Annotated in this window: 18 protein-coding genes; all 18 read left to right on the top strand. The window is 62.7% G+C overall.

Features of this window, described 5'->3' with window-relative positions; all coding sequences use genetic code 11:
- Positions 1-29: 29 nt before the first annotated feature.
- A complete protein-coding gene (locus PL599_RS15195; protein WP_269824404.1) occupies positions 30-668 on the top strand; it encodes a TIGR02217 family protein in 639 nt (212 codons plus the stop codon).
- On the top strand, positions 665-1,549 hold the full coding sequence (locus PL599_RS15190) for a DUF2163 domain-containing protein (protein WP_269824403.1): 885 nt from the start codon (positions 665-667) through the stop codon (positions 1,547-1,549). The genes PL599_RS15195 and PL599_RS15190 overlap by 4 nt, the downstream gene beginning before the upstream one ends.
- Complete coding sequence (locus PL599_RS15185; protein ID WP_173988463.1) at positions 1,546-1,980, top strand: C40 family peptidase; 435 nt, start codon at positions 1,546-1,548, stop codon at positions 1,978-1,980. Before PL599_RS15190 ends, PL599_RS15185 begins: the two co-directional genes overlap by 4 nt.
- 15 nt (positions 1,981-1,995) lie before the next feature.
- Positions 1,996-5,796, top strand: coding sequence for a baseplate multidomain protein megatron (locus PL599_RS15180; protein ID WP_269824402.1), 3,801 nt, complete (start codon positions 1,996-1,998; stop codon positions 5,794-5,796).
- Between the two features lie 34 nt (positions 5,797-5,830).
- Positions 5,831-6,037 (top strand): hypothetical protein, encoded by a 207-nt coding sequence (locus PL599_RS15175; RefSeq protein ID WP_035262738.1) that lies wholly within the window; start codon positions 5,831-5,833, stop codon positions 6,035-6,037.
- A 136-nt stretch (positions 6,038-6,173) separates the two neighbouring features.
- Positions 6,174-6,428, top strand: a complete 255-nt coding sequence (locus PL599_RS15170; RefSeq protein ID WP_003497070.1) for a hypothetical protein — start codon at positions 6,174-6,176, stop codon at positions 6,426-6,428.
- Between the two features lie 93 nt (positions 6,429-6,521).
- Positions 6,522-7,193: a response regulator transcription factor gene (locus PL599_RS15165; protein ID WP_006311298.1), complete on the top strand. Its 672-nt coding sequence runs from the start codon at positions 6,522-6,524 to the stop codon at positions 7,191-7,193.
- Entirely contained in the window at positions 7,183-8,583 is a 1,401-nt protein-coding gene (locus PL599_RS15160; RefSeq protein ID WP_137409984.1) for an ATP-binding protein, read from the top strand. The genes PL599_RS15165 and PL599_RS15160 overlap by 11 nt, the downstream gene beginning before the upstream one ends.
- A 105-nt stretch (positions 8,584-8,688) precedes the next feature.
- Positions 8,689-9,117: a hypothetical protein gene (locus PL599_RS15155; RefSeq protein WP_077982653.1), complete on the top strand. Its 429-nt coding sequence runs from the start codon at positions 8,689-8,691 to the stop codon at positions 9,115-9,117.
- A 174-nt stretch (positions 9,118-9,291) separates the two neighbouring features.
- Positions 9,292-10,446, top strand: a complete 1,155-nt coding sequence (gene ccmI / locus PL599_RS15150; protein WP_269824456.1) for a c-type cytochrome biogenesis protein CcmI — start codon at positions 9,292-9,294, stop codon at positions 10,444-10,446.
- The gene (ccmE, locus tag PL599_RS15145; RefSeq protein ID WP_269824400.1) at positions 10,443-10,955 is read left to right on the top strand and encodes a cytochrome c maturation protein CcmE; all 513 of its coding nucleotides are present in this window, start codon (positions 10,443-10,445) and stop codon (positions 10,953-10,955) included. The genes ccmI and ccmE overlap by 4 nt, the downstream gene beginning before the upstream one ends.
- The gene (locus PL599_RS15140; protein WP_142912454.1) at positions 10,952-12,943 is read left to right on the top strand and encodes a heme lyase CcmF/NrfE family subunit; all 1,992 of its coding nucleotides are present in this window, start codon (positions 10,952-10,954) and stop codon (positions 12,941-12,943) included. Before ccmE ends, PL599_RS15140 begins: the two co-directional genes overlap by 4 nt.
- On the top strand, positions 12,940-13,404 hold the full coding sequence (locus PL599_RS15135) for a cytochrome c-type biogenesis protein (protein WP_142912455.1): 465 nt from the start codon (positions 12,940-12,942) through the stop codon (positions 13,402-13,404). Before PL599_RS15140 ends, PL599_RS15135 begins: the two co-directional genes overlap by 4 nt.
- A 152-nt stretch (positions 13,405-13,556) precedes the next feature.
- Positions 13,557-15,110, top strand: a complete 1,554-nt coding sequence (locus PL599_RS15130; protein WP_269824399.1) for a Do family serine endopeptidase — start codon at positions 13,557-13,559, stop codon at positions 15,108-15,110.
- Positions 15,111-15,412: 302 nt separating this feature from the next.
- The gene (locus PL599_RS15125; RefSeq protein WP_077982648.1) at positions 15,413-16,171 is read left to right on the top strand and encodes a response regulator transcription factor; all 759 of its coding nucleotides are present in this window, start codon (positions 15,413-15,415) and stop codon (positions 16,169-16,171) included.
- Between the two features lie 9 nt (positions 16,172-16,180).
- On the top strand, positions 16,181-17,590 hold the full coding sequence (locus tag PL599_RS15120) for a sensor histidine kinase (RefSeq protein ID WP_077982647.1): 1,410 nt from the start codon (positions 16,181-16,183) through the stop codon (positions 17,588-17,590).
- Positions 17,591-17,801: 211 nt separating this feature from the next.
- Positions 17,802-20,771 (top strand): bifunctional [glutamine synthetase] adenylyltransferase/[glutamine synthetase]-adenylyl-L-tyrosine phosphorylase, encoded by a 2,970-nt coding sequence (locus PL599_RS15115; RefSeq protein ID WP_271359243.1) that lies wholly within the window; start codon positions 17,802-17,804, stop codon positions 20,769-20,771.
- A 29-nt stretch (positions 20,772-20,800) separates the two neighbouring features.
- Positions 20,801-21,097, top strand: a complete 297-nt coding sequence (locus tag PL599_RS15110; protein ID WP_142912458.1) for a hypothetical protein — start codon at positions 20,801-20,803, stop codon at positions 21,095-21,097.
- Positions 21,098-21,125: the final 28 nt, after the last annotated feature.

Below are 21,125 nucleotides of genomic sequence, written 5' to 3'. Positions count from 1 at the left end.
ACCACAGAAAAGAATCCAGGAACAACGACATGGCGGCATTTCATGAAGTGCGGTTTCCGCTGCGGCTTGCGCTCGGCGTCAGCGGCGGGCCGGTGCGCCGAACGGATATCGTTAACCTCTCCAATGGCCGCGAAAGCCGCAACCAGCGCTGGAGGAACGCCAGACGCAGCTATGACGCCGGGTCCGGTATCCGCTCCGTCGCCGATCTTTATGAGGTGCTTGCCTTTTTCGAGGCGCGGCGCGGCGAACTATATGGCTTTCGTTTTCGCGACCCTGTGGATTTCAAATCCTGTCCGCCGGGGAAGACGCCCGCCGCGACCGATCAGAAGATCGGCACCGGTGACGGGACGACAGCAGATTTTCACTTGCGGAAGATCTATGCCGATGCGGGCGGCGCGTTCTCCCGGCGGATCGAGAAGCCGGTCGAAGGCTCGGTCATGGTTTCGGTCGAGGGGGTGAAGGTCGAAGCGGCCGATGTGGCGGTCGATCATGTAACCGGCATGATCGTGTTCCGGGCGGGGCGGGTTCCGCACGCCGGCGCCGCGATCCGCGCCGGTTTCGAATTCGACGTGCCGGTCCGCTTCGGGATCGACCGTATCGACGTGAATCTGACCGCTTTCGAGGCGGGCCGCATTCCCTCCATTCCACTGATGGAAATCCTGCCATGAAAACCATTCCCGCCGCGCTTGCGGAGCATCTCAAGGCCGATGCGACGACGACATGCCATTGCTGGAAGGTGACACTGAAAGATGGTGCGGTGATTGGTTTTACCGATCATGACGAGGCGATTTCGTTTGCCGGTACCTCCTACCTTGCCGCCAGTGGCTTTTCTTCCAGCGATAGCGAGGGCGAAACGGGGCTCGGCGCAGGCGTCGGGGAGGTGGCGGGTGGTTTTTCGAGCGAGGCGATTGCCGAGGGCGATCTGGCCGCCGGACGTTTCGATGGCGCGAGGGTGGAGCTTTTCCTCGTCAACTGGCAGGCGCCCGAGCAGCATGTGCTGCTGAACAGGCGCGAGATTGGCGAGGTGACGCGGGCCGGCGGGGCGTTTCGCGCCGAGCTGCGCAGCCTCGCCCACCGCCTCAGCCAGCCGCAGGGCAGGGTCTATGGGCGGCGCTGCGACGCCGCCCTTGGCGACGGGCGTTGCGGCGTCGATCTGGCGCGCTTTACCGGGCACGGCCGCGTGGCGGCGGTGGACGCCTCGGGCGGCCTGATCGTCTCCGGGCTAGATGCCTTTGCCGATGATTTCTTCAGCCGGGGGAAGCTGCATTTTCTGACCGGCCCGCTCGCCGGCAAGGGGTTTGATCTCGACGGGCAAGAGCGACGAGACGGCGGGGTGCTTCTGTCCTTCTGGCTGCCGCCGGAACAGACGCCTTCGCCGGGAGACACGTTTTCCGTCACCGCCGGCTGCGACAAGAGTTTTTCCACCTGCCGGGCAAAATTCGCCAACCATCTGAATTTTCGTGGTTTTCCGCATCTTCCGGGGTCGGATTTTGCCTATTCCTATGCCGCAGGCGGCGAGAGCCATGACGGCGGGGCGCTGTTTTCATGAGCGATACCGGCGAAAGAGTGCTGGCGCTCGCCGAAGGCTGGATCGGCACGCCCTATCGGCATCAGGCTTCGTTGAAGGGTGTCGGTTGCGATTGCCTCGGCCTCATTCGCGGCGTCTGGCGAGACCTTTACGGCCTCGAACCGGAATTGCCGCCGCCCTATGCGCCCGATTGGGCCGAACGCGGCGGCGAGGACCGGCTGATGGCGGCGGCAAGACGCCATTTTCCGGCGGTGTCGGGCATGGAAGAGGCAAGGCCGGGAGACCTGCTCCTGTTTCGCTGGCGGGCCGATGCGGCGGCCAAACATCTCGGCATTCTGGCCGGGCCGCAGCATTTCATCCATGCCTATGAACAGGCGGCGGTCGTGCGTTCGGCGCTGGTGCCGGGCTGGCGGCGGCGCATCGCCGGCGTTTTCCGTTTTCCCGATCCCTGATTTTTCGAGGCAAGCATGGCGACAATCGTTTTTCAGGCGGCGGGCGCGGCACTCGGCGGCATTTTCGGTCCTTTGGGCGCAGTAATCGGCCGGGCGGCCGGGGCGCTGGCGGGCAATGCCATCGACCGCACGCTGCTTTCCAACGGGCGGACGGTAACGGGCGCGCGGCTCTCGACCGCGCGCATTCTGGGGGCGGATGAGGGCGCGGCGATCAACCGGCTTTATGGCGCAGCAAGGATCGGCGGCACGCTGATCTGGGCGACGCGTTTTGAAGAAAGCGTCGAGGTGGAGCGCCGTGGCGGCAAGGGCAACCGTGGCCCGAAGGTCGAAACCTTCAGTTATTTTGCCAACGTCGCCATCGGCCTTTGCGAAGGTGAGGTGGCCATGGTGCGGCGTGTCTGGGCCGATGGGCGGGAGTTGGACCTGAGCGCCATCGAGATGCGTTTTTATCCCGGCAGCGAGACACAAATGCCCGATCCGTTGATCGAGGCGAAGCAGGGGGCGGGCAATGCGCCGGCCTTTCGCGGACTGGCCTATGTGGTCTTCGAACGCCTGCCGCTCGACGGCTTCGGCAACCGCATTCCGCTGATGCAGTTCGAAGTGGTGCGGCCTGTCGGGCGGCTGGAAAAATCCATCCGCGCCATCACCGTCATTCCTGGCGCCACCGAGCATGGATACGCCACCGCGCAGGTTTGCGAACGCACGGGCATCGGCCAAAGCCGCATCATGAACCGTAACGGCCTGACCGCTTCGACCGACTGGCAGGCGGCAATCGACGAATTGCAGGCGCTCTGCCCCAATCTTGAGAGCGTGGCGCTGGTGGTGAGCTGGTTCGGCACGGATATGCGGGCGGGGGAATGCCGCATTCTGCCGGGCGTGGAAGTGGTCGGTCGGGATGGGGAAACCACGCCATGGTCCGTCGCCGGCCTGTCGCGCGATGAGGCGCATCCTGTCAGCCATCATGGCGGCGGCCCGGCCTATGGCGGCACGCCGAACGACGAAAGCGTGTTGCAGGCGATAGCCGATCTCAGGGCGCGCGGCCTTCGGGTGTGCCTTTACCCCTTCGTGATGATGGATGTTCCCATCGGCAATGGGCTGCCGGACCCCTATGGCAAAAGCGAGCAGGACGCCTATGCCTGGCGCGGGCGCATCTCCTGCTTTCCCGCACCCGGCAGAGCCGGCTCTGCGGATCGAAGCGCGGGTGCAAGGGCGCAGGTTTCCGCCTTCTGCAACCGCGATGAAGGCTACCGTCGCATGGTGCTGCACTATGCGGCGCTGGCGGCCCGGGCGGGTGGGGTGGATGCCTTCCTGATCGGCTCGGAGCTGCGTGGGCTGACGGCGCTGAGAGACGAGAACGACGCCTTTCCCTTCGTGGCGGAATTGGTACGGCTGGCGGGCGATGTGTGGGCGATATTGGGGCCAGCGGTGAAGCTGACCTATGCGGCGGACTGGAGCGAATATTTCGGCCACCAGCCGGCGGACGGTTCGGGCGACGTATTCTTCCATCTCGATCCGCTCTGGGCGAGCCCGAATATCGACGCCATCGGCATCGACAATTACATGCCGCTTTCCGACTGGCGCGACGGGGATTCCGCAAACGGCAATCCGGACGGCATGACCGGCCCGGACGATGTGAGCGCCTTGCGCCGCACTATTACGGCGGGAGAGGGGTTCGACTGGTATTATGCCAGCGATGCGGACCGCGCTGCGCGGCGGCGCACGACGATTACCGACGGGCTGAAGGGCAAGCCGTGGGTGTTCCGTTACAAGGACCTGCGCAACTGGTGGGGAAACCTCCACTACGACCGGGTGCGGGGTGTGGAGAAAACCACGCCGACGGCATGGGCGCCGCGCTCTAAGCCCATCTGGTTCACCGAACTCGGCTGCCCGGCGGTGGACAAGAGCGCGACGCGCCCCAATGTCTTTCCCGATCCGAAATCGGCGGAAAACGCCTTTCCCTATTTTTCCCGCCGCAATCGCGCCGACAGCCAGCAGCGACGGTTTCTGGAGGCGCATCTCGACCATTGGGGAAAGGGCGATGCGGCGATGGTCGATGCAGGCAGGGTCTATCTGTGGACCTGGGATGCAAGGCCCTTTCCCGCCTTTCCGCAGAATGGTGCGGCCTGGAGCGATGGTGGGAACTGGCGCACCGGCCACTGGCTGAACGGAAGGCTGGGCACGGCAACGCTTTCCGATACCATCGCCGCCATCCTCGCCGATCACGGCTTTTCCGACTTCGACGTTTCGGCCGTCAGCGGCGATCTGGGAGGTTATGTGCAGGGCGACGTGACCTCGGCCCGCAACCTCCTGGAGCCGCTGATGGCGGCGTTTCAGGTGGATGTGACGGAAGATGGCGGAACCCTGCGCTTCCGCTCCCGCAATACGGCGGTCTTGCCGGTGCGGGATATTGCCGTGCTGGCCGATCTCGAGGACGAGCCGCTCTGGTCGGAAAATCGCGGCCATGACAGCGATTTCGCGGCTGAAGCCGTGCTGACGTCTTTCAACCCGGCGCTGGATTACGAGCAGGCAAGTGTAAGGTCCCGCCGCATCGACAATGCCGGCAGCCGGGTGATGCGGCTCGATCTCAACGCTGCCCTGCCTGCGGAAACGGCGGAAGCCGCTGTCGAGGCGTTGTTGCGCGACAACCGGCAGGCTCGGCGCAGCCTGCGCTTTGCTCTGCCGCCTGGCGATATCGCGCTTGAACCGGGTGATTGTATTCGTCTGCCGGAAGGGGCTTTTCCACAGGCGCCGGCAGGGCGGTTTCTGGTCAGCCGGATCGAGGACGGCGCGGTGCGGCAGGTGGAGGCGCGGGCTTTTTCCGCTGTCTTTCCGGTCTTTGCCGGCGGCGCGGAGGAACGGCGCAGCAGCGGCGTAAGCGGAGCGGAAGGTTTCGCCCCGGAGGTGCTGTTTCTCGATCTGCCCTACCATGACGGCACTGCGCCGGAGGATTCGGCGCGGATTGCGGCGCTTGCCAAGCCCTGGCGCCCAATCATCATTTCCGCGTCGCCGGGCAGGGAAGGTTACCGGCAGCGCGTGCTGCTGGACCGGCCGGCGATGATCGGCGCGCTGGCGATGCCGTTGACATCGGGCCCTTCCGGCCGCTTCGACCGGAAAAACACCGTCTTCGTCGATCTGCCCTTCGGCGAGGTATCGTCGGCCGGGGAGCTTTCGGTGCTGAATGGCGACAACCGTCTCGCCATCAAGGCGGCGAACGGCGTGTGGGAAATCGTCGCCTTTGCAAAGGCCGAGGAAATAGCACCCGCACGCTGGCGGCTCTCCGCTCTTCTGCGGGGACTGGCCGGCACGGAAGATGCGCTCGCCGCAGGCGCGCCGAAAGGTGCGCCGGTGGTGGTTCTGGATGCGGCGGTGCGGCCTCTCGGTCTTGCCGCGAGCGAGCGCGGACGACGCCTGAACTGGATTGCGGAAGCTGCCGGAATGGCGGGCGCGCCAAGCGGTCCTTCTGCCTTCGAGGGCGGCTTGCGGGCGCTGACACCGCTCGCGCCGGTGCATCTTGCCGCCGAACGGCGCAGGGACGGCGTTTTCATCGGGTGGAAACGCCGGGGCCGGGTGGAGGCCGACGGCTGGGATGCGAGCGACATCCCGCTGGACGAACCCTTCGAGCTCTATCGCATCGAGGTGCTGGACGGCGAGACCGTGCGGAGGGTGGCGGAGGTTTCGCAACCCTTCTGGTTTTACGCCGCCGCAGACGAACTCACAGATTTCCCGGCATTGCGGGATCACATTTCCGTGCGTGTCCGAATGCTCGGTCGCGCGGTGCCCTCGGGCTTGGTGGCGCAGGCCACCCTCCCGATCTGACATATGCCTGAAAAACAACACAAAGGATGAGACGATGGACAGCACCAAAGCATGGTATCAATCGCGCACGATCTGGGGCGCCCTGGTCGCGGTTTTCGCACCGCTTTTCAGCATTGCCGGCCTCGATCTGCCCGCCGGTCTGCAAGGCGAACTTGCGGACGGGCTGGTGACGGTTGCGGGCGGAATCGGCGGTCTGGTCGCACTTTACGGCCGTCTTTCGGCAACCAGCGCCATTCGCTGACAGCGCCCACGACGCCGCCGTTCCCGCCATGCGCCCATGCGGCGGGGGCGGCATTCATTTGCCATTCAGACGCTTTGCGCTACATATTCGCTCACAATAAGGTTCGAGACGCACCCGGTTTTTGGAAGTTTGTAGAATGGCATCACCTCTCATCATCGCGACGCTTGCAGCCGGGCTTTCCGGTTTCACGGCGCCCGAGGCTGATCTGCAGGGCCATTACATTCTGGCGGCGAGCGATTGCGGCGCAGCCGTCGCCCGCGTGGTGCGCGAAACCGGTGGTCAGCTGCTTTCGGTCTATCCTTCCGGTGACGGTCAGTCCTGTGTCGTCACCGTTCTCGTCCAGGGCAATGGCGAACGCCCGCGTAAGGTAACGATGCGCGTGCCGATGTAGCTTGCCCGCATCGCCGAAATATCGGAAAACAACCCGACACATGTAGCATGACCGGCCACCCGCGTGGGCCGGGACGGAAGGAAAGGGCGGACAATGCGTATTCTCGTTGTTGAGGACGATGCCAATCTCAATCGTCAGCTGACCGATGCGCTGAAAGAAGCCGGTTATGTTGTCGATCAGGCATTCGACGGCGAGGAAGGCCATTACCTCGGCGATACCGAGCCCTATGACGCCATCGTTCTCGATATCGGTCTGCCGCAGCTCGACGGCATCACCGTCGTTGAAAAATGGCGTGCGGCCGGCAAGGCCATGCCGGTGCTCATCCTCACCGCCCGCGACCGCTGGAGCGACAAGGTCGCCGGCATCGATGCCGGCGCCGACGATTACGTCACCAAGCCTTTCCATGTCGAAGAAGTGCTTGCCCGCGTGCGCGCGCTCATCCGTCGCGCCGCCGGCCACGCCTCCTCCGAACTCGTCTGCGGCCCTGTCCGGCTCGACACCAAATCCTCCAAGGCGACCGTCAACGGCACGACGCTGAAGCTCACCTCGCACGAGTTCCGGCTCCTGTCCTATCTCATGCACCACATGGGCGAGGTCGTCTCGCGCACGGAGCTGGTAGAGCACATGTACGATCAGGATTTCGACCGCGATTCCAACACGATCGAGGTGTTTGTCGGACGTTTGCGCAAGAAGATCGGGGTTGATCTGATCGAGACGATCCGTGGTCTCGGTTACCGGATGCAAGCGCCGGCAGATGCGAAGTAATTCCCTCACCGCCCGCGTTCTGCTGCTCGCCTCGCTCTGGTCGGTGCTGGCGCTGGTGGTGATCGCCGTCGTGATCTCGACGCTTTACCGGCAGGGAGTGGAGCGCAGCTTCACCGATCTTCTGCGGGCGCAGCTTTACAACGTCATCAATTCCGTGACGATTTCCAACGAGAACACGCTGGCCGGCAGCCCGCAGCTCGGCGATCTGCGCTTTTCGCAACCCGATACCGGCTGGTACTGGGTTGTTGAGCCGCTCGGCAATTTTCAGACCGCGCCACTGGTGTCATCGTCGCTCGGCGTCTCCACTTTGCCGGTGCCGAGCATTCTCGATGCGCCCTTCGACAACCGCTATGAGCGCTTTTATGCCGTGACCGACGAGGCGGGCAATCAGGTGCGCGTGGCGGAAACCGAAGTCGTGCTGGATGGCGAAGGGCGCGCGGCGCGTTTCCGTGTCTCCGGCAATCTGAACGTCGTGGAAGACGATGTGCGCGATTTCTCCAACAGCCTTTATCTGGCGCTCGCCGTTTTCGGTGTCGGCAGTCTCGTCGTCAACGGCCTTGCCATTCTCTACAGTCTGCGGCCGCTCGATCAGGCCCGCGTGGCGCTCGGCAAGATCAGGGGCGGGGAGGCGGAAAGCCTCGAAGGCGAATTCCCGCGTGAAATCCAGCCGCTGGCCAATGAGGTCAATGCGCTGATCGACAGCAATCGCCGCCTCGTGGAGCGCGCCCGCATGCAGGTCGGCAATCTGGCGCATTCGCTGAAGACGCCGATCGCCGTTCTTCTGAACGAGGCCCGCACGCTGGAGCCGCAGCATGGCGATCTGGTGCGGGCGCAGGCAGATGCCATGCAGGCGCAGGTACAATCCTATCTCTCCCGCGCCCGCATCGCGGCCCAGCGCGGCTCGATCCTTGCCCGCGTCGAAGCGGAGCCGGCGCTGGAACGGCTGGTGCGGGTGATGCGCCGTCTGAACCCGGACAAGCAGTTCATTCTGAACATTGACGAGGCCGGCGCCGTGCTCGGTATGGAACAGCAGGATCTGGAAGAGGTCGTCGGCAATCTCCTCGAAAATGCCGCGCGGTTTGCCCAGGCGCGTGTGGTCATCACGCTCGCCGCTGGCACGCACCCGTCCCCCGATGCGGAAATCGCCCGTCGCGCCTGGGTGGAACTGACGGTGGAGGATGACGGACCGGGGCTTGAGCCGGAACAGATAAGCGAAGCGATGAAGCGCGGGCGGCGGCTGGACGAGAGCCGGCCGGGCACGGGCCTTGGATTGTCGATCGTTTCCGAGGTGGTGTCAGAGTACCATGGCCGCTTTTCGTTGTCGCGCAGCGGCATCGGTGGGCTGAAAGCCGATCTGATTTTGCCGGGCCTTTCGAAAGAGCTTGCGTGAGGCAAGAAAAAAGGCAAGAAATTCAATGGCGATATATTAGGTGCAATGCGGTAGGAAAGAGGACAGGGTTTGGTTGACGTGTATGATGGCTGTCGCTCCGTGACGATGCGCTCGCTGGTGTCACGCCCGGCGCTTGTCTCGATCCTGTGCGTATCGATGCTAAGCGCCTGCACCACCACGGGCACCCGCCCGGCGGGCGGCGGCCTGTTCGGCCGCTCGTCGCAGCCCTCGACGCCGTTCCTGGCCAACCTGCAAGGCGGCATCATCGGGCGAAGCGGCGTTGAGCTCGACAGGGGTGACCAGACCAAGGCGCTGGAAGCCGAATATAAGGCGCTGGAAGCGGCGCCCGTCGGCACGCCGGTTTCCTGGGCCGGCGATGACGCCAAGGGACAGGTGGTCGCCAATGCGCCCTATCAGGTCGGCAACCAGAATTGCCGGCAATATTCGCACACCCTGACGGTCGACGGACGTGAAACCAAAGTGCGCGGCGCAGCATGCCGTAATGCCGACGGAAGCTGGTCGCCTCTCACGTAATGACTTTGCGTAAAATACTTTGACGTAAATCAAGGTCACGGGCCTTTTGCGATGACAGGAAGAGGCATGGCGGTGCAGCCGGGAGAGGGTCTGCGGTGCGGCGTGATGTCTCAAATTCGCGTCATCCCCGCGCTTCGTGTTTCCATGCGCCGCGCATTCGAGTAATTGAGCCTTATGTTCTGGATTGTCGTTGCGATATTGACGGCGGCTGTCGCCATCGTCCTGATGTACCCGCTGATGCGGAAGACCGAGGCGCCGCAGACGCGCCGCGACGGTGAGGTCGCCGTTTATCGCGACCAGCTGGCCGAACTGGACCGCGAACGCGCCGCCGGCCTCATCGGCGACACCGAGGCGGATTATGCCCGCGCCGAAATCGGCCGCCGGCTTCTCGCCGCCGCCGAAGCCGAGGAAACGCCGGCGAAAGAAAGCCGGTCGCGTCGACACCATCTCGCCACAAGCTTCATCACCCTTCTTCTGCCGGCGCTCGGCCTCTGTCTTTACATCTGGAACGGCAGTCCGGATACGCCGGACATGCCGCTCGAGGCGCGTCTTGAAAATCCCGGCAACGATATGAACATGCTGGTGGCCCGCGCGGAACGGCATCTGGCGCAGAACCCTGAGGATGGCGCTGGCTGGGATATTCTGGCGCCGATCTATTTCAAGATGCAGCGCCTTGGCGATGCCGAGCTTGCCTACCGCAACGCGCTGCGCATCCAGGGGCCGAGTGCTGAACGGCTGACAGGCCTTGGCGAAACGCTGGTGGCCGGCAATGACGGTGTCGTTATCGAGGCCGCGCGCGACGCTTTTGCCGAGGCTGACCGGCTGAGCCCCGGTAATCCGCGCACCCGTTTTTATCTGGCGTTGGCGCTCGAACAATCGGGCAAGTCTGAGGAGGCGCAGTCGGCCTTTGCGGCCCTTGCCGCCGCCGCACCCGCCGGTGCTCCGTGGCTGCCATTGGTGCAGGAACATATCGCCCGCACTGGCGGAAAAGCCGGAACAGGGCCAACTGCCGCCGATGTTGCGGCTGCCAAAGAGATGGCGCCAGCCGACCGGCAGGCGATGATCGAGGGCATGGTGGCGAGCCTCGATGCCAAGCTGAAGGATAACCCTGATGATTTCGAAGGGTGGATGCGCCTCATGCGCGCCTATTCCGTGCTGAAAAACGAGGCCAAGGCCGGTGAAGCCTTGCGGGCCGGCCTGCAGGCTTTCCCGCCGGAGGGCAAAGAGGGCAGGCAGCTTCTGGCGCTGGCGAAGGAACTGGGCGTTTCCGCCGGACCGATCCGCATGAACGGGCAGCAGGATGCCGCGCCGCAGGGAGTGACGCAATGACCCGCAAAAAGAAACGTCTGGCGATTATCGGCGGCGGGATGAGCTTCATTGTTGCAGCCGTGCTGCTGGTCATGTTCGCCTTCGGCCAGTCCATTGCCTATTTCTACATGCCGGCCGATCTGGAGAAGACGCCGGTCAACCCCGGCACCCGCATCCGCCTCGGCGGGCTGGTGGCGGAAGGCTCGATCAAGCGCGGCGAGGGCCGGACGGTCAGCTTCACGGTGACCGATGGCGAGGCAACCGTGCCGGTCAGCTATACCGGCATCCTGCCCGATCTTTTCCGCGAAGGGCAGGGCGTCGTGACCGAAGGCATGTTCGATGCCGCGACCCATGGTTTCGTGGCCGATAGCGTCCTTGCCAAGCACGACGAGAACTACATGCCGAAGGAAGTGGCCGACAGGCTGAAGGACAAGGGCCTGTGGCAGCAGGGCGCCGAGGGAGCGGCACCCGCCGCCGCAACGCCCGCGGGCAACGCACCTTCTTCCGACAAGACCGGAGCGACCAGATGATCAATGAGATCGGCCATTATGTTCTGGTTCTGGCGCTCGGTGTGGGGCTGATCGTCTCGACGCTGCCGGTCATCGGCGCGCGCCGCAACGACCGGGCGCTGATGGATATCGCGTCCATCGGCTCTGTTCTGATGTTCCTTCTGGTCGGCCTGTCTTTTGCGGCACTGACGAGAGCCTATGCCGTCTCGGATTTTTCCGTGCGCAATGTCTGGGAAAACTCCCATTCGCTGATGCCGATGCTCTACAAGCTGACCGGCGTGTGGGGCAACCACGAAGGCTCGATGCTGCTGTGGCTGCTCATTCTGGTGTTTTTCAGCGCGCTCGTCGCCGCCTTCGGCCGCAACCTGCCGGAAACGCTCAAAGCCAATGTTCTTGCCGTACAGGCATGGATTTCCGTCGCTTTCTTGCTGTTCATCCTGCTCACCTCCAACCCGTTCCTGCGGCTGGAGCCGGTGCCCGCGGAGGGGCAGGACCTCAATCCCATTCTTCAGGATTTCGGCCTCGCCATCCATCCGCCGCTGCTTTATCTCGGTTATGTCGGCTTTTCCGTCTGTTTCTCCTTTGCCGTTGCGGCACTTCTGGAAGGACGCATCGACGCCGCCTGGGCGCGCTGGGTACGGCCGTGGACGCTCGCCGCATGGACCTTCCTGACCGCCGGCATCTCCATGGGCTCCTACTGGGCCTATTATGAACTCGGCTGGGGCGGCTGGTGGTTCTGGGATCCGGTGGAAAACGCCTCCTTCATGCCCTGGCTTGCCGGAACGGCGCTCTTACATTCAGCGCTGGTCATGGAAAAGCGCGAGGCGCTGAAGATCTGGACCGTGCTTCTGGCGATCATGACCTTTTCGCTGTCGCTGCTTGGTACCTTCCTCGTGCGCTCCGGCGTTTTGACCTCGGTGCATGCTTTCGCCACCGATCCGAGCCGCGGTATCTTCATTCTCGGCATTCTGACGATCTTTATCGGTGGCGCCTTCGCGCTGTTTGCGTGGCGTGCGCCGTCGCTCAAGGCAGGCGGCCTGTTCGCGCCGATCTCGCGTGAGGGATCGCTCGTTCTCAACAACCTGATCCTGACGGTCTCCACCGCGACCGTACTGATCGGCACGCTCTATCCGCTCATTCTGGAAACGCTGACGGGCGAAAAAATCTCGGTCGGCGCACCCTTCTTCAACCTCACCTTCGGCCTCCTGATGATCCCGATCCTGATCGTCACACCCTTCGGCCCGATGCTGGCCTGGAAGCGCGGCGATCTTCTCGGAGCCTTCCAGCGGCTTTATGTGGCCGCGGCGCTTGCCGCTCTTGCCGGGCTGACGCTGTGGTATATCGAAAATGGCGGTCCGGTGCTGGCCGCCCTCGGCATCGCCGCCGGTTTCTGGCTGATCTTCGGCGCTTTCGCCGACCTCTGGTATCGCGCCAATTTCGGCAAGCTCGCCTTCGGTATCGCGTTTCGCCGCCTGAAGGGCCTGCCGCGTTCGGCCTTCGGCACGGCATTGGCGCATATGGGCCTCGGCATCACCGTGCTCGGCATCGTCATCGTCACCACCTATGAGACCGAAACGGTTCTGGAAATGAAACAGGGCATGAAGGCGGAAGCGGGCGGCTACAGCCTGACCTTCGATGGTATCCGCCACGCCGTCGGCCCGAACTTCACCGAGGATCGCGGCCATTTCACCGTGCGCAAGGCGGGGGTGGAGGTGGCCGATGTCTGGTCGTCCAAGCGGCTCTATACCGCGCGACGCATGCCGACGACGGAAGCCGGCATTCTGACCTTCGGCCTCAGCCAGCTTTATGTCTCGCTTGGCGACCCCATGGCCGATGGCGGCATGGTGGTGCGAATCTGGTGGAAACCCTTCATCCTCTGCATCTGGGGCGGCACGCTGTTCATGATGGCGGGCGGTTTGATCTCGCTCTCCGACAGGCGATTGCGCGTAGGCGCGCCGACCCGCAAGGCAAAACCTGTACGGGCTGCAATGCCGGAGGCGGCGGAATGAGGGAGGTTGTGGCGGGCCTCACGCTCCTTCTCGTCCTCATGGTTACGTCATGGCCGGCCTTCGCCTTCAACCCCGACGAAGTGCTGAAAGACCCCGTGCTGGAGCAACGCGCCCGCAACCTCACGTCTCAGCTCCGCTGCATGGTTTGCCAGAACCAGTCCATCGATGACAGCAATGCCGAGCTGGCGCGTGACCTGCGCGTCCTCGTGCGCGACCGGCTGGTTCAGGGTGACAGCGACAAGGCCGTCATCGATTATGTCGTGTCGCGTTACGGCGAATTCGTGCTCCTGAAACCCCGCCTCAGCCTTCGAACCGTGCTTTTGTGGGGCGCGCCCATCGGCCTCACCCTTGCCGGGATTTTCGCCGTCTTCGTGTTTTCGCGTCGCCGCGCCACCCAGGAACAGCCACAAAAACTGAGTGCGGACGAAGAAGAGCGAATTCGTAATCTCATTGAAAAATAATCGGTTTCCTTTTTTCTTCCGGTTCTTTTTCAACATTACGGATTTTTCATTCATCAGACACTTCGCCGTAAGGTGTTGCCTCCTATATCTTCATCATCCACCGCTTCCCCGGTCACACGGGTTCCAGTCTGAATGAAGAAAGAAGGTACACCATGTCTCATTCGCAAAACGGCAATTCCTCGCTGAAGACGGCCCTGAAGGCCACGACCGTTGGCGGCCTTGCGGCGCTGATGCTCTCGACCGGCCTCGCCGCTCCGATCCTTCACTCGTTTGCTGCCCCTGTCGAAGTAACCGCGCCGCAGGTTCCGAGCTTCGCCAATGTGGTCGATGCCGTCTCGCCCGCCGTCGTCTCCGTTCGCGTGCAGTCGAACGTGCAGCCTGCTTCCGACGATTCCAGCAACTTCTCCTTCAATTTCGGCGGCCGCGGCCTCGACCAGCTGCCGGATGACCATCCGCTGAAGCGTTTCTTCAAGGAATTCGGCGGCCCCAACCAGGATCGCTCCGACCGTGGGCCGAACCGCCATCGTGACGGCAAAGGTCCGCTGCGCCCGGTCGCGCAAGGCTCCGGTTTCTTCATTTCCGAAGACGGTTATGTCGTCACCAACAACCACGTCGTCGATGACGGTTCCGCCTATACGGTCGTCATGAATGACGGCACCGAACTCGACGCCAAGCTTGTCGGCCGCGATCCGCGCACCGATCTGGCGCTGCTCAAGGTCGATGTGAACCGCAAGTTCACCTATGTGAAATTTGCCGATGACACCAAAATCCGCGTTGGTGACTGGGTCGTCGCCGTCGGTAACCCCTTCGGCCTCGGCGGGACGGTGACGTCAGGCATCATTTCGGCCCGCGGCCGTGATATCGGCTCCGGCCCCTATGACGACTATCTCCAGATCGACGCTGCCGTGAACCGCGGTAACTCGGGTGGTCCCGCCTTCAACCTTAACGGTGAAGTGGTCGGCATCAACACCGCCATCTTCTCGCCCTCCGGCGGCAATGTCGGTATCGCCTTCGCCATCCCGTCCTCGGTCGCCAAGGATGTGATCGCCGACCTGCAAAAGGACGGCAAGGTCGAACGCGGCTGGCTCGGTGTGCAAATCCAGCCCGTCAGCAAGGATATCGCCGAATCGCTCGGCCTTGCCGAAGCCAAGGGCGCGCTGGTCGTTTCGCCGCAGTCCGGCTCGCCGGGCGACAAGGCCGGTATCAAGCAGGGTGACATCATCACCGCCGTCAATGGCGATCCCGTCAAGGATGCCCGCGATCTGTCGCGCCGCATCGGCGGCATGGCGCCCAATAGCAAGGTGGAAATCTCGCTGTGGCGTGGTGGCAAGTCGCAGTCCGTGACGGTGACGCTCGGCGATCTCACCAGCGACGAGGCCTCCAAGGCGACACCAGGCCAGAACGACGACAAGGGCAGCCAGTCCTCCAGCGAGAAGGTGCTCTCCAGCCTCGGCCTGACGGTTTCGCCTTCCGATGACGGAAATGGCCTCGCCATTACCGATGTCGATCCCGACAGCGATGCCGCTGCCCGTGGTCTGAAGACGGGTGAGAGGATCACCTCGGTCAACAACCAGCAGGTCGCCTCCGCCGCCGATGTCGAGAAGATCCTCGAGCAGGCCAAGAAGGACGGTCGTTCCAAGGCCCTGTTCCAGATCCAGACGGACGATGGCAGCCGCTTCATCGCTCTGGATATCGACCAGGGTTGATAGATTGACAGGCGATGCCGGTTCTTTCGGGAGCCGGCATCGTATTCCGCTCTTCAGATGGGGCGGTTGAGTATGGCAGGGCGTTGCAGCCCGTTTCTTCTCCCCGAGGGGGGAGAAGGTGGCCCGAAGGGTCGGATGAGGGGGCTAGCCCTCGTTTTATCTTGACCCTTGCCCCTCATCCCGCTGCCGCGGACTTCTCCCCGGCGGGGAGAAGAAACAAGCGGCGACCACTCGCTCCACAGGTAGTCGCCCATCTTGAAGCGAGATAACGCCATAGGCCTTAAGTCTTCGGAGGAAACCTCATGGAAAACAAAGTTCAGGAAGTTACTCCCGCATCTGTTTCCGGTTGTGCGGAAAAGGGCGAGGGCGCTATTGTCCCGCACATGAAGATTCTTGTCATTGAAGACGACCTAGAGGCTGCGGCCTATATGACCAAGGCGTTCCGCGAAGCCGGGATCGTCGCCGATCATGCCAGCGACGGTGAGAGCGGCCTGTTCATGGGCTGCGAGAACGCTTACGACGTGATGGTGATCGACCGCATGTTGCCGCGCCGCGACGGACTTTCCGTCATAAGCGAGCTGCGCCGCCGCGGCATCGAGACGCCGGTTCTGATCCTTTCCGCGCTGGGGCAGGTGGATGACCGCGTCACCGGACTGCGCGCCGGCGGCGACGATTACCTGCCGAAGCCCTATGCCTTTTCCGAACTGCTCGCCCGTATCGAGGTGCTGGGTCGCCGCAAGGGCAAGCCCGAGCAGGACATGATCTACCGCGTCGGCGATCTCGAACTCGACCGCCTGTCGCACGATGTTCGCCGCAACGGCAAGGAAATCCTGCTGCAGCCGCGCGAATTCCGCCTGCTCGAATATCTGATGAAGAATGCCGGCCAGGTGGTGACCCGCACCATGCTTCTCGAAAATGTCTGGGACTATCATTTCGACCCGCAGACCAATGTCATCGACGTGCATGTGTCCCGCCTGCGCTCGAAGATCGAGAAGGACTTCGAAAAGCCGCTCTTGAAGACCATTCGCGGCGCCGGCTACATGATGAAGGACGAGGGCTGATTGGCGAAAATGGCCCGCCTCAGAATATTGTTCAGATCGACGGCGGTGCGCCTTTCGGCGCTCTATATCCTGCTGTTCGCACTCTGCGCCGCCTTCCTCGTCTTCTATGTCACCGCCCTTTCCGAGCGGTTGCTGAACCAGCAGACGCGCGACGCCGTGTTGCAGGAAGTCTCGGATGTGCAGCGCATCTATAATCGTGGCGGCATCAACCCGCTGCTGCGGATGATGGAGCGACGCGCCCGCCAGCCGGGTGCGAGCCTTTACATCATTGCCGGCCCGAATGGTGAAATCCTGGCCGGCAACGTCGCCTCCGTGCAGCCCGGCGTCTTCGACAAGGAAGGCTGGACAGGTTTCCCTTTCCGTTACGAGCGTTATTCCGAAAGCGGCAACAGCGTTCAGCATCTGGCCACCGCTAATGTCTTCACGCTGGACAACGGTCTGCGCATCCTGATCGGCCGCGATCTCGGCGAGCCGACGAAGTTCCGGGCGCTGGTGCGCAATGCGCTGATGGTGGCGCTGGCGATCATGAGCGGTGGTGCCTTGCTCATCTGGTTCGGCATCGGCCGCAATGCGCTGAAACGCATCGACCGCATGTCGGCGGCGACCAAGAAGATCATGGCCGGTGACCTTTCCCAGCGCCTGCCGCAGGGCCGCTCCGGAGATGAATTCGACCGCCTGTCCGGTTCGCTCAACGCCATGCTCGGCCGTATCGAAAAGCTGAATGAGGGTCTGCGGCAGGTCTCCGACAATATCGCACACGACCTGAAGACGCCGCTAACGCGGCTGCGCAACAAGGCGGCCGCAGCGCTCGACGACGATGACGAGACGAAACGGCGCGCAGCGCTTGAAGGCATCATCGCCGAATCCGATCAGCTAATCCGCACCTTCAATGCGCTCTTGATGATCTCCCGCGTCGAGGCAGGTTCGATCGCCGCCGAAATGACCGATGTGGACGTCTCGGCGATTGCCGAAGACAGTGCCGAACTCTACGAGCCGGTGGCCGAGGATGCGGGGCTGGCTCTGGAAACCGAAATCGAGCAGGGCCTTGTCGTCAAGGGCAACCGCGAACTGATCGGCCAGGCGCTCTCCAACCTCATCGACAACGCCATGAAATATGCCTGCGAGGGCGAGGGCGATAAAAAACTCGTCGTGCGTCTGGCAAGAGAGCAGGAGGCCATTGTGCTCTCCGTCGCCGATAACGGCCCCGGCATTCCCGCTGACAAACGCGGCGAGGTGCTGAAACGCTTCGTCAGGCTGGATGAAAGCCGCTCGAAACCCGGGACCGGGCTCGGCCTGTCGCTGGTGGAAGCGGTGATGGAACTGCATGGCGGATCGCTGAAGCTGTCGGACACGGACGCCGCGAATGCGGCCTGCCCGGGGCTGACCGTGTCGATGGTGTTTCCGCTGACCAAACTGTAAGCGGGGGTCACGCTCGCCCCCTGGCAGCCAGCCGCCGTTCGCCCTGCCTTGGAGGGTGGATGCGATGGGTTGGTACGCTTGCACCGATCTCGGATCCGGGAAAGCATCTCCCTCAGCGGTTTTTTGATCGCAAAGCACTCGGCATTTGTTACAACGCCAGAGAGGCGCGCCGGCAGGCTCTGGCAGGACGGGCGGAAGAGGGAGAGACACAGTGACGAAACGGGAAACCGTCGAAAGGCGGCTGAGCGAGGTTCTGCCGGGCGTGATCCGCCCCTATACCCAGACGGAACTGAAATCCGTTCTTTCGACGCTGAAGGATATCGGCAAAAGCGAGCCTGCGGTCGCCGCGCTGCTGGCCGGAGAAAGCCCGCTGAAGGAATTTATCGCCGCGGCTTTCACGCTGTCCCCCTATCTGCGTGACATGGCGTCGGCGGATGAGGGGCTTTTGTCGCTGGCGATGTCGAAACCGCTCGAGCCGCTGCTGGCCGAGCTTGTCCGTGATGCGCGCGATTGCTGGAAGCCGGGCGAAGAAGGTGGGGCGCCGAGCGAAAACGAGGTGATGTCGCGCCTGCGGGTAGCGAAGCGGCGGCTCTCTTTCATCGCAGCACTTGCCGATCTCGCCCGCATCTTCACCGCCCGCGATACGACGCGCTGGCTGAGCGACATGGCGGATGCATCGCTCTCCGCCGCGATTGATCACCTGCTGCTCTCAGCCCATGAAAGCGGCAAGTTGAAACTGAAGAATGTCGCAGCACCCAGCGAAGGGTCCGGCCTCATCGTGCTCGGCATGGGTAAGCTCGGCGCGCGCGAGCTCAACTATTCCTCCGATATCGACGCCGTGGTGTTCTTCGAACCGTCTGCGGGCATCATGGACGACCCCTATGATGCGACGGAGAATTTCGGCCGCATGATGCGCCGCCTCGTGCGCATCATGCAGGAGCGCACGGCCGATGGTTACGTGTTCCGCACCGATCTGCGGCTGCGTCCCGACCCCGGCTCCACGCCGCTCGCCATTCCGGTGGAAGCGGCGCTGCTTTATTACGAGGGCAGGGGCCAGAACTGGGAACGCGCCGCCTATATCAAGGCGCGGCCGGTGGCCGGCGACATCAAGGCGGGTGAGAATTTCCTGCGCGAACTGACGCCCTTCATCTTCCGCAAATATCTCGATTATGCGGCGATTGCCGATATTCACTCCATCAAGCGGCAGATCCACGCCCATAAGGGCCATGGCGCCATTGCGGTGAAGGGCCACAATGTCAAGCTTGGGCGCGGCGGCATCCGTGAGATCGAGTTCTTCGCCCAGACGCAGCAGCTCATCGCCGGCGGCCGCATGCCGCCGCTGCGCGTGCGCGCGACGGAAGAGGCGCTGGCGGCGCTGACCGAGGCGAAATGGATCGACGCCGAGACACGCGACAGCCTGACGGAAGCCTATTGGTTCCTGCGCGAAGTGGAACACCGCATCCAGATGGTGCGCGACGAACAGACCCATGTGCTGCCCGACACTGAAACGGAATTGAAGCGCATCGCCTTCATGCTCGGTTTCGAAGATACAAAGGCCTTTTCGGAAAGGCTGGAAGAGGTGTTGCGGCTGGTGGAGCGGCGTTATTCGGCGCTGTTCGAACAGGAAACGAAGCTTTCCGGAGAAGCCGGCAATCTGGTCTTCACCGGCCAGAAGGACGATCCCGATACGCTGAAGACACTTTCCACGCTCGGTTTTCAGCGGCCGGAGGATATCTCCCGTGTCATCCGCACCTGGCACAATGGCCGTTACCGGGCGACGCAATCCGTCGAGGCGCGCGAGCGGCTGACGGAACTGACGCCTGACCTGCTGCGCGCCTTCGGTGAAAGCAAGCGGGCCGACGAGGCGCTGCTGCGCTTCGATAATTTCCTCTCCGGCCTGCCGGCGGGCATTCAGCTCTTCTCGTTGCTCGGCAACAACCCTGCGCTCCTGTCGCTGCTGGTGACGATCATGTCCTCGGCCCCGCGTCTTGCCGAAATCATCGCGGCCCGCCCGCATGTCTTCGATGGCATGCTCGACCCGGCTCTGATGAGCGACGTGCCGACCCGCGATTATCTCGCCCACCGCATGGGCAATTTCCTCTCCAATGCCCGCCATTACGAGGATATTCTCGACCGGCTACGCATCTTCGCCGCCGAACAGCGCTTCCTGATTGGGGTTCGGCTGCTGACCGGCGCAATCCGCGGTGAAGTCGCTGCCCGTGCTTTCACTCATCTTGCCGATCTTGTCATCGAGGCGGCGTTGAATGCGGTTCTTTCGGAGATGGAAGCGGCGCATGGGTCCTATCCCGGCGGCCGCGTCGCCGTCATGGGCATGGGCAAGCTCGGCTCCTTCGAACTGACCGCCGGTTCGGATGTCGATCTCATCCTGCTTTACGATTATGACGACACCGCCCATGAATCCACCGGCGCAAAACCGCTGGATGTCGTGCGTTATTTCACCCGCGTCACGCAAAGGCTGATTGCCGCGCTTTCCGCACCGACGGCGGAGGGCGTGCTTTACGAGGTGGACATGCGGCTTCGTCCCTCCGGTAACAAGGGGCCGGTGGCGACCCGCATTTCCGCCTTCGAGAAATACCAGCGCGAGGAAGCCTGGACCTGGGAACATATGGCGCTGTCGCGCGCGCGGCTCATCTGCGGCGAAGCCTCGCTGATGGAGGACGCGCGCCGCATCATCGCCTCCATCCTTTCGCAAAAGCGCGACGTGGCCAAGGTCTCGGCCGATGTGCTGGAAATGCGCAGCCTCATCGAGCAGGAAAAACCGCCGGAAAACAATTGGGACTTCAAGCTCATCAATGGCGGCCTGATCGACCTCGAATTCATCGCGCAATATCTGGCGCTGGTGGGGCCGGTGAAAGGACTTGCCGCGCATGAACCGGGGCGCAACACGGCCGAAGCGCTGCAGGCGCTCGCAGCACCCGTCATGGAGCCGCAGGCTCTCGATGACTGTATGGCGGCGATGGGGCTTTATACCGAGATATCCCAGATCGTGCGGCTGTGCATCGATGGGGCGTTCAATCCGAAAGAGGCGCCGGCGGGTCTGATCGATCTCGTGTGCCGAGCGGGGGATTGCCCAGATATCTCAACGCTGGAGGGAGAGGTGAAGCGGTTGGCGAAGGCGGTGCGGAAGGCGTTTGTGGCGGTGGTGAAGAATTGTGGGTGATGATCTGAATTGTAACCGTGAAAAGTCCGATGAAATTTTATTTCAATATACTGCTCGGGATATTGCTGGTAATTTTTTCACCGGTGCTTTTAACCGTATTGGCGGATGGTGTGGCATATGTTTACGGATGTAGTATTGATCTCGATAAAGTTCTTTGTTCTGTTGACGACGTCTTAACGCAATACCCGGTTGCTTTCGCTTTAGAGGTATCTCGTTTTGCGTTTGGACTATTTTTCTTCGTGCCCATCGTTGGAGCATTACTTGTTTTTATCTGGTTGATGCTAATATTTAGATATGCACTTCTGAAAGCGGCAAGAAATAAGTGATGGTCGAACGTATACGTATACTACCGTG

The sequence above is a fragment of the Agrobacterium sp. ST15.16.055 genome, assembly GCF_027956555.1.
GTDB classification, from domain to species: domain Bacteria; phylum Pseudomonadota; class Alphaproteobacteria; order Rhizobiales; family Rhizobiaceae; genus Agrobacterium; species Agrobacterium salinitolerans.
This window is presented reverse-complemented; position numbering and strand designations above follow the sequence as displayed.

Bases quoted from the DNA above. Each gene is read 5' to 3' on its own strand.
- PL599_RS15170 (WP_003497070.1), top strand. From the start codon at position 6,174: ATGGCATCACCTCTCATCATCGCGACGCTTGCAGCCGGGCTTTCCGGT.
- PL599_RS15140 (WP_142912454.1), top strand. From the start codon at position 10,952: ATGATCAATGAGATCGGCCATTATGTTCTGGTTCTGGCGCTCGGTGTG.
- PL599_RS15130 (WP_269824399.1), top strand. From the start codon at position 13,557: ATGTCTCATTCGCAAAACGGCAATTCCTCGCTGAAGACGGCCCTGAAG.
- PL599_RS15135 (WP_142912455.1), top strand. From the start codon at position 12,940: ATGAGGGAGGTTGTGGCGGGCCTCACGCTCCTTCTCGTCCTCATGGTT.
- PL599_RS15165 (WP_006311298.1), top strand. From the start codon at position 6,522: ATGCGTATTCTCGTTGTTGAGGACGATGCCAATCTCAATCGTCAGCTG.
- PL599_RS15180 (WP_269824402.1), top strand. From the start codon at position 1,996: ATGGCGACAATCGTTTTTCAGGCGGCGGGCGCGGCACTCGGCGGCATT.
- PL599_RS15120 (WP_077982647.1), top strand. From the start codon at position 16,181: ATGGCCCGCCTCAGAATATTGTTCAGATCGACGGCGGTGCGCCTTTCG.
- ccmI (WP_269824456.1), top strand. From the start codon at position 9,292: ATGTTCTGGATTGTCGTTGCGATATTGACGGCGGCTGTCGCCATCGTC.
- PL599_RS15185 (WP_173988463.1), top strand. From the start codon at position 1,546: ATGAGCGATACCGGCGAAAGAGTGCTGGCGCTCGCCGAAGGCTGGATC.
- PL599_RS15175 (WP_035262738.1), top strand. From the start codon at position 5,831: ATGGACAGCACCAAAGCATGGTATCAATCGCGCACGATCTGGGGCGCC.
- PL599_RS15195 (WP_269824404.1), top strand. From the start codon at position 30: ATGGCGGCATTTCATGAAGTGCGGTTTCCGCTGCGGCTTGCGCTCGGC.
- PL599_RS15160 (WP_137409984.1), top strand. From the start codon at position 7,183: ATGCGAAGTAATTCCCTCACCGCCCGCGTTCTGCTGCTCGCCTCGCTC.
- PL599_RS15125 (WP_077982648.1), top strand. From the start codon at position 15,413: ATGGAAAACAAAGTTCAGGAAGTTACTCCCGCATCTGTTTCCGGTTGT.
- PL599_RS15190 (WP_269824403.1), top strand. From the start codon at position 665: ATGAAAACCATTCCCGCCGCGCTTGCGGAGCATCTCAAGGCCGATGCG.
- PL599_RS15110 (WP_142912458.1), top strand. From the start codon at position 20,801: ATGAAATTTTATTTCAATATACTGCTCGGGATATTGCTGGTAATTTTT.
- ccmE (WP_269824400.1), top strand. From the start codon at position 10,443: ATGACCCGCAAAAAGAAACGTCTGGCGATTATCGGCGGCGGGATGAGC.
- PL599_RS15155 (WP_077982653.1), top strand. From the start codon at position 8,689: ATGCGCTCGCTGGTGTCACGCCCGGCGCTTGTCTCGATCCTGTGCGTA.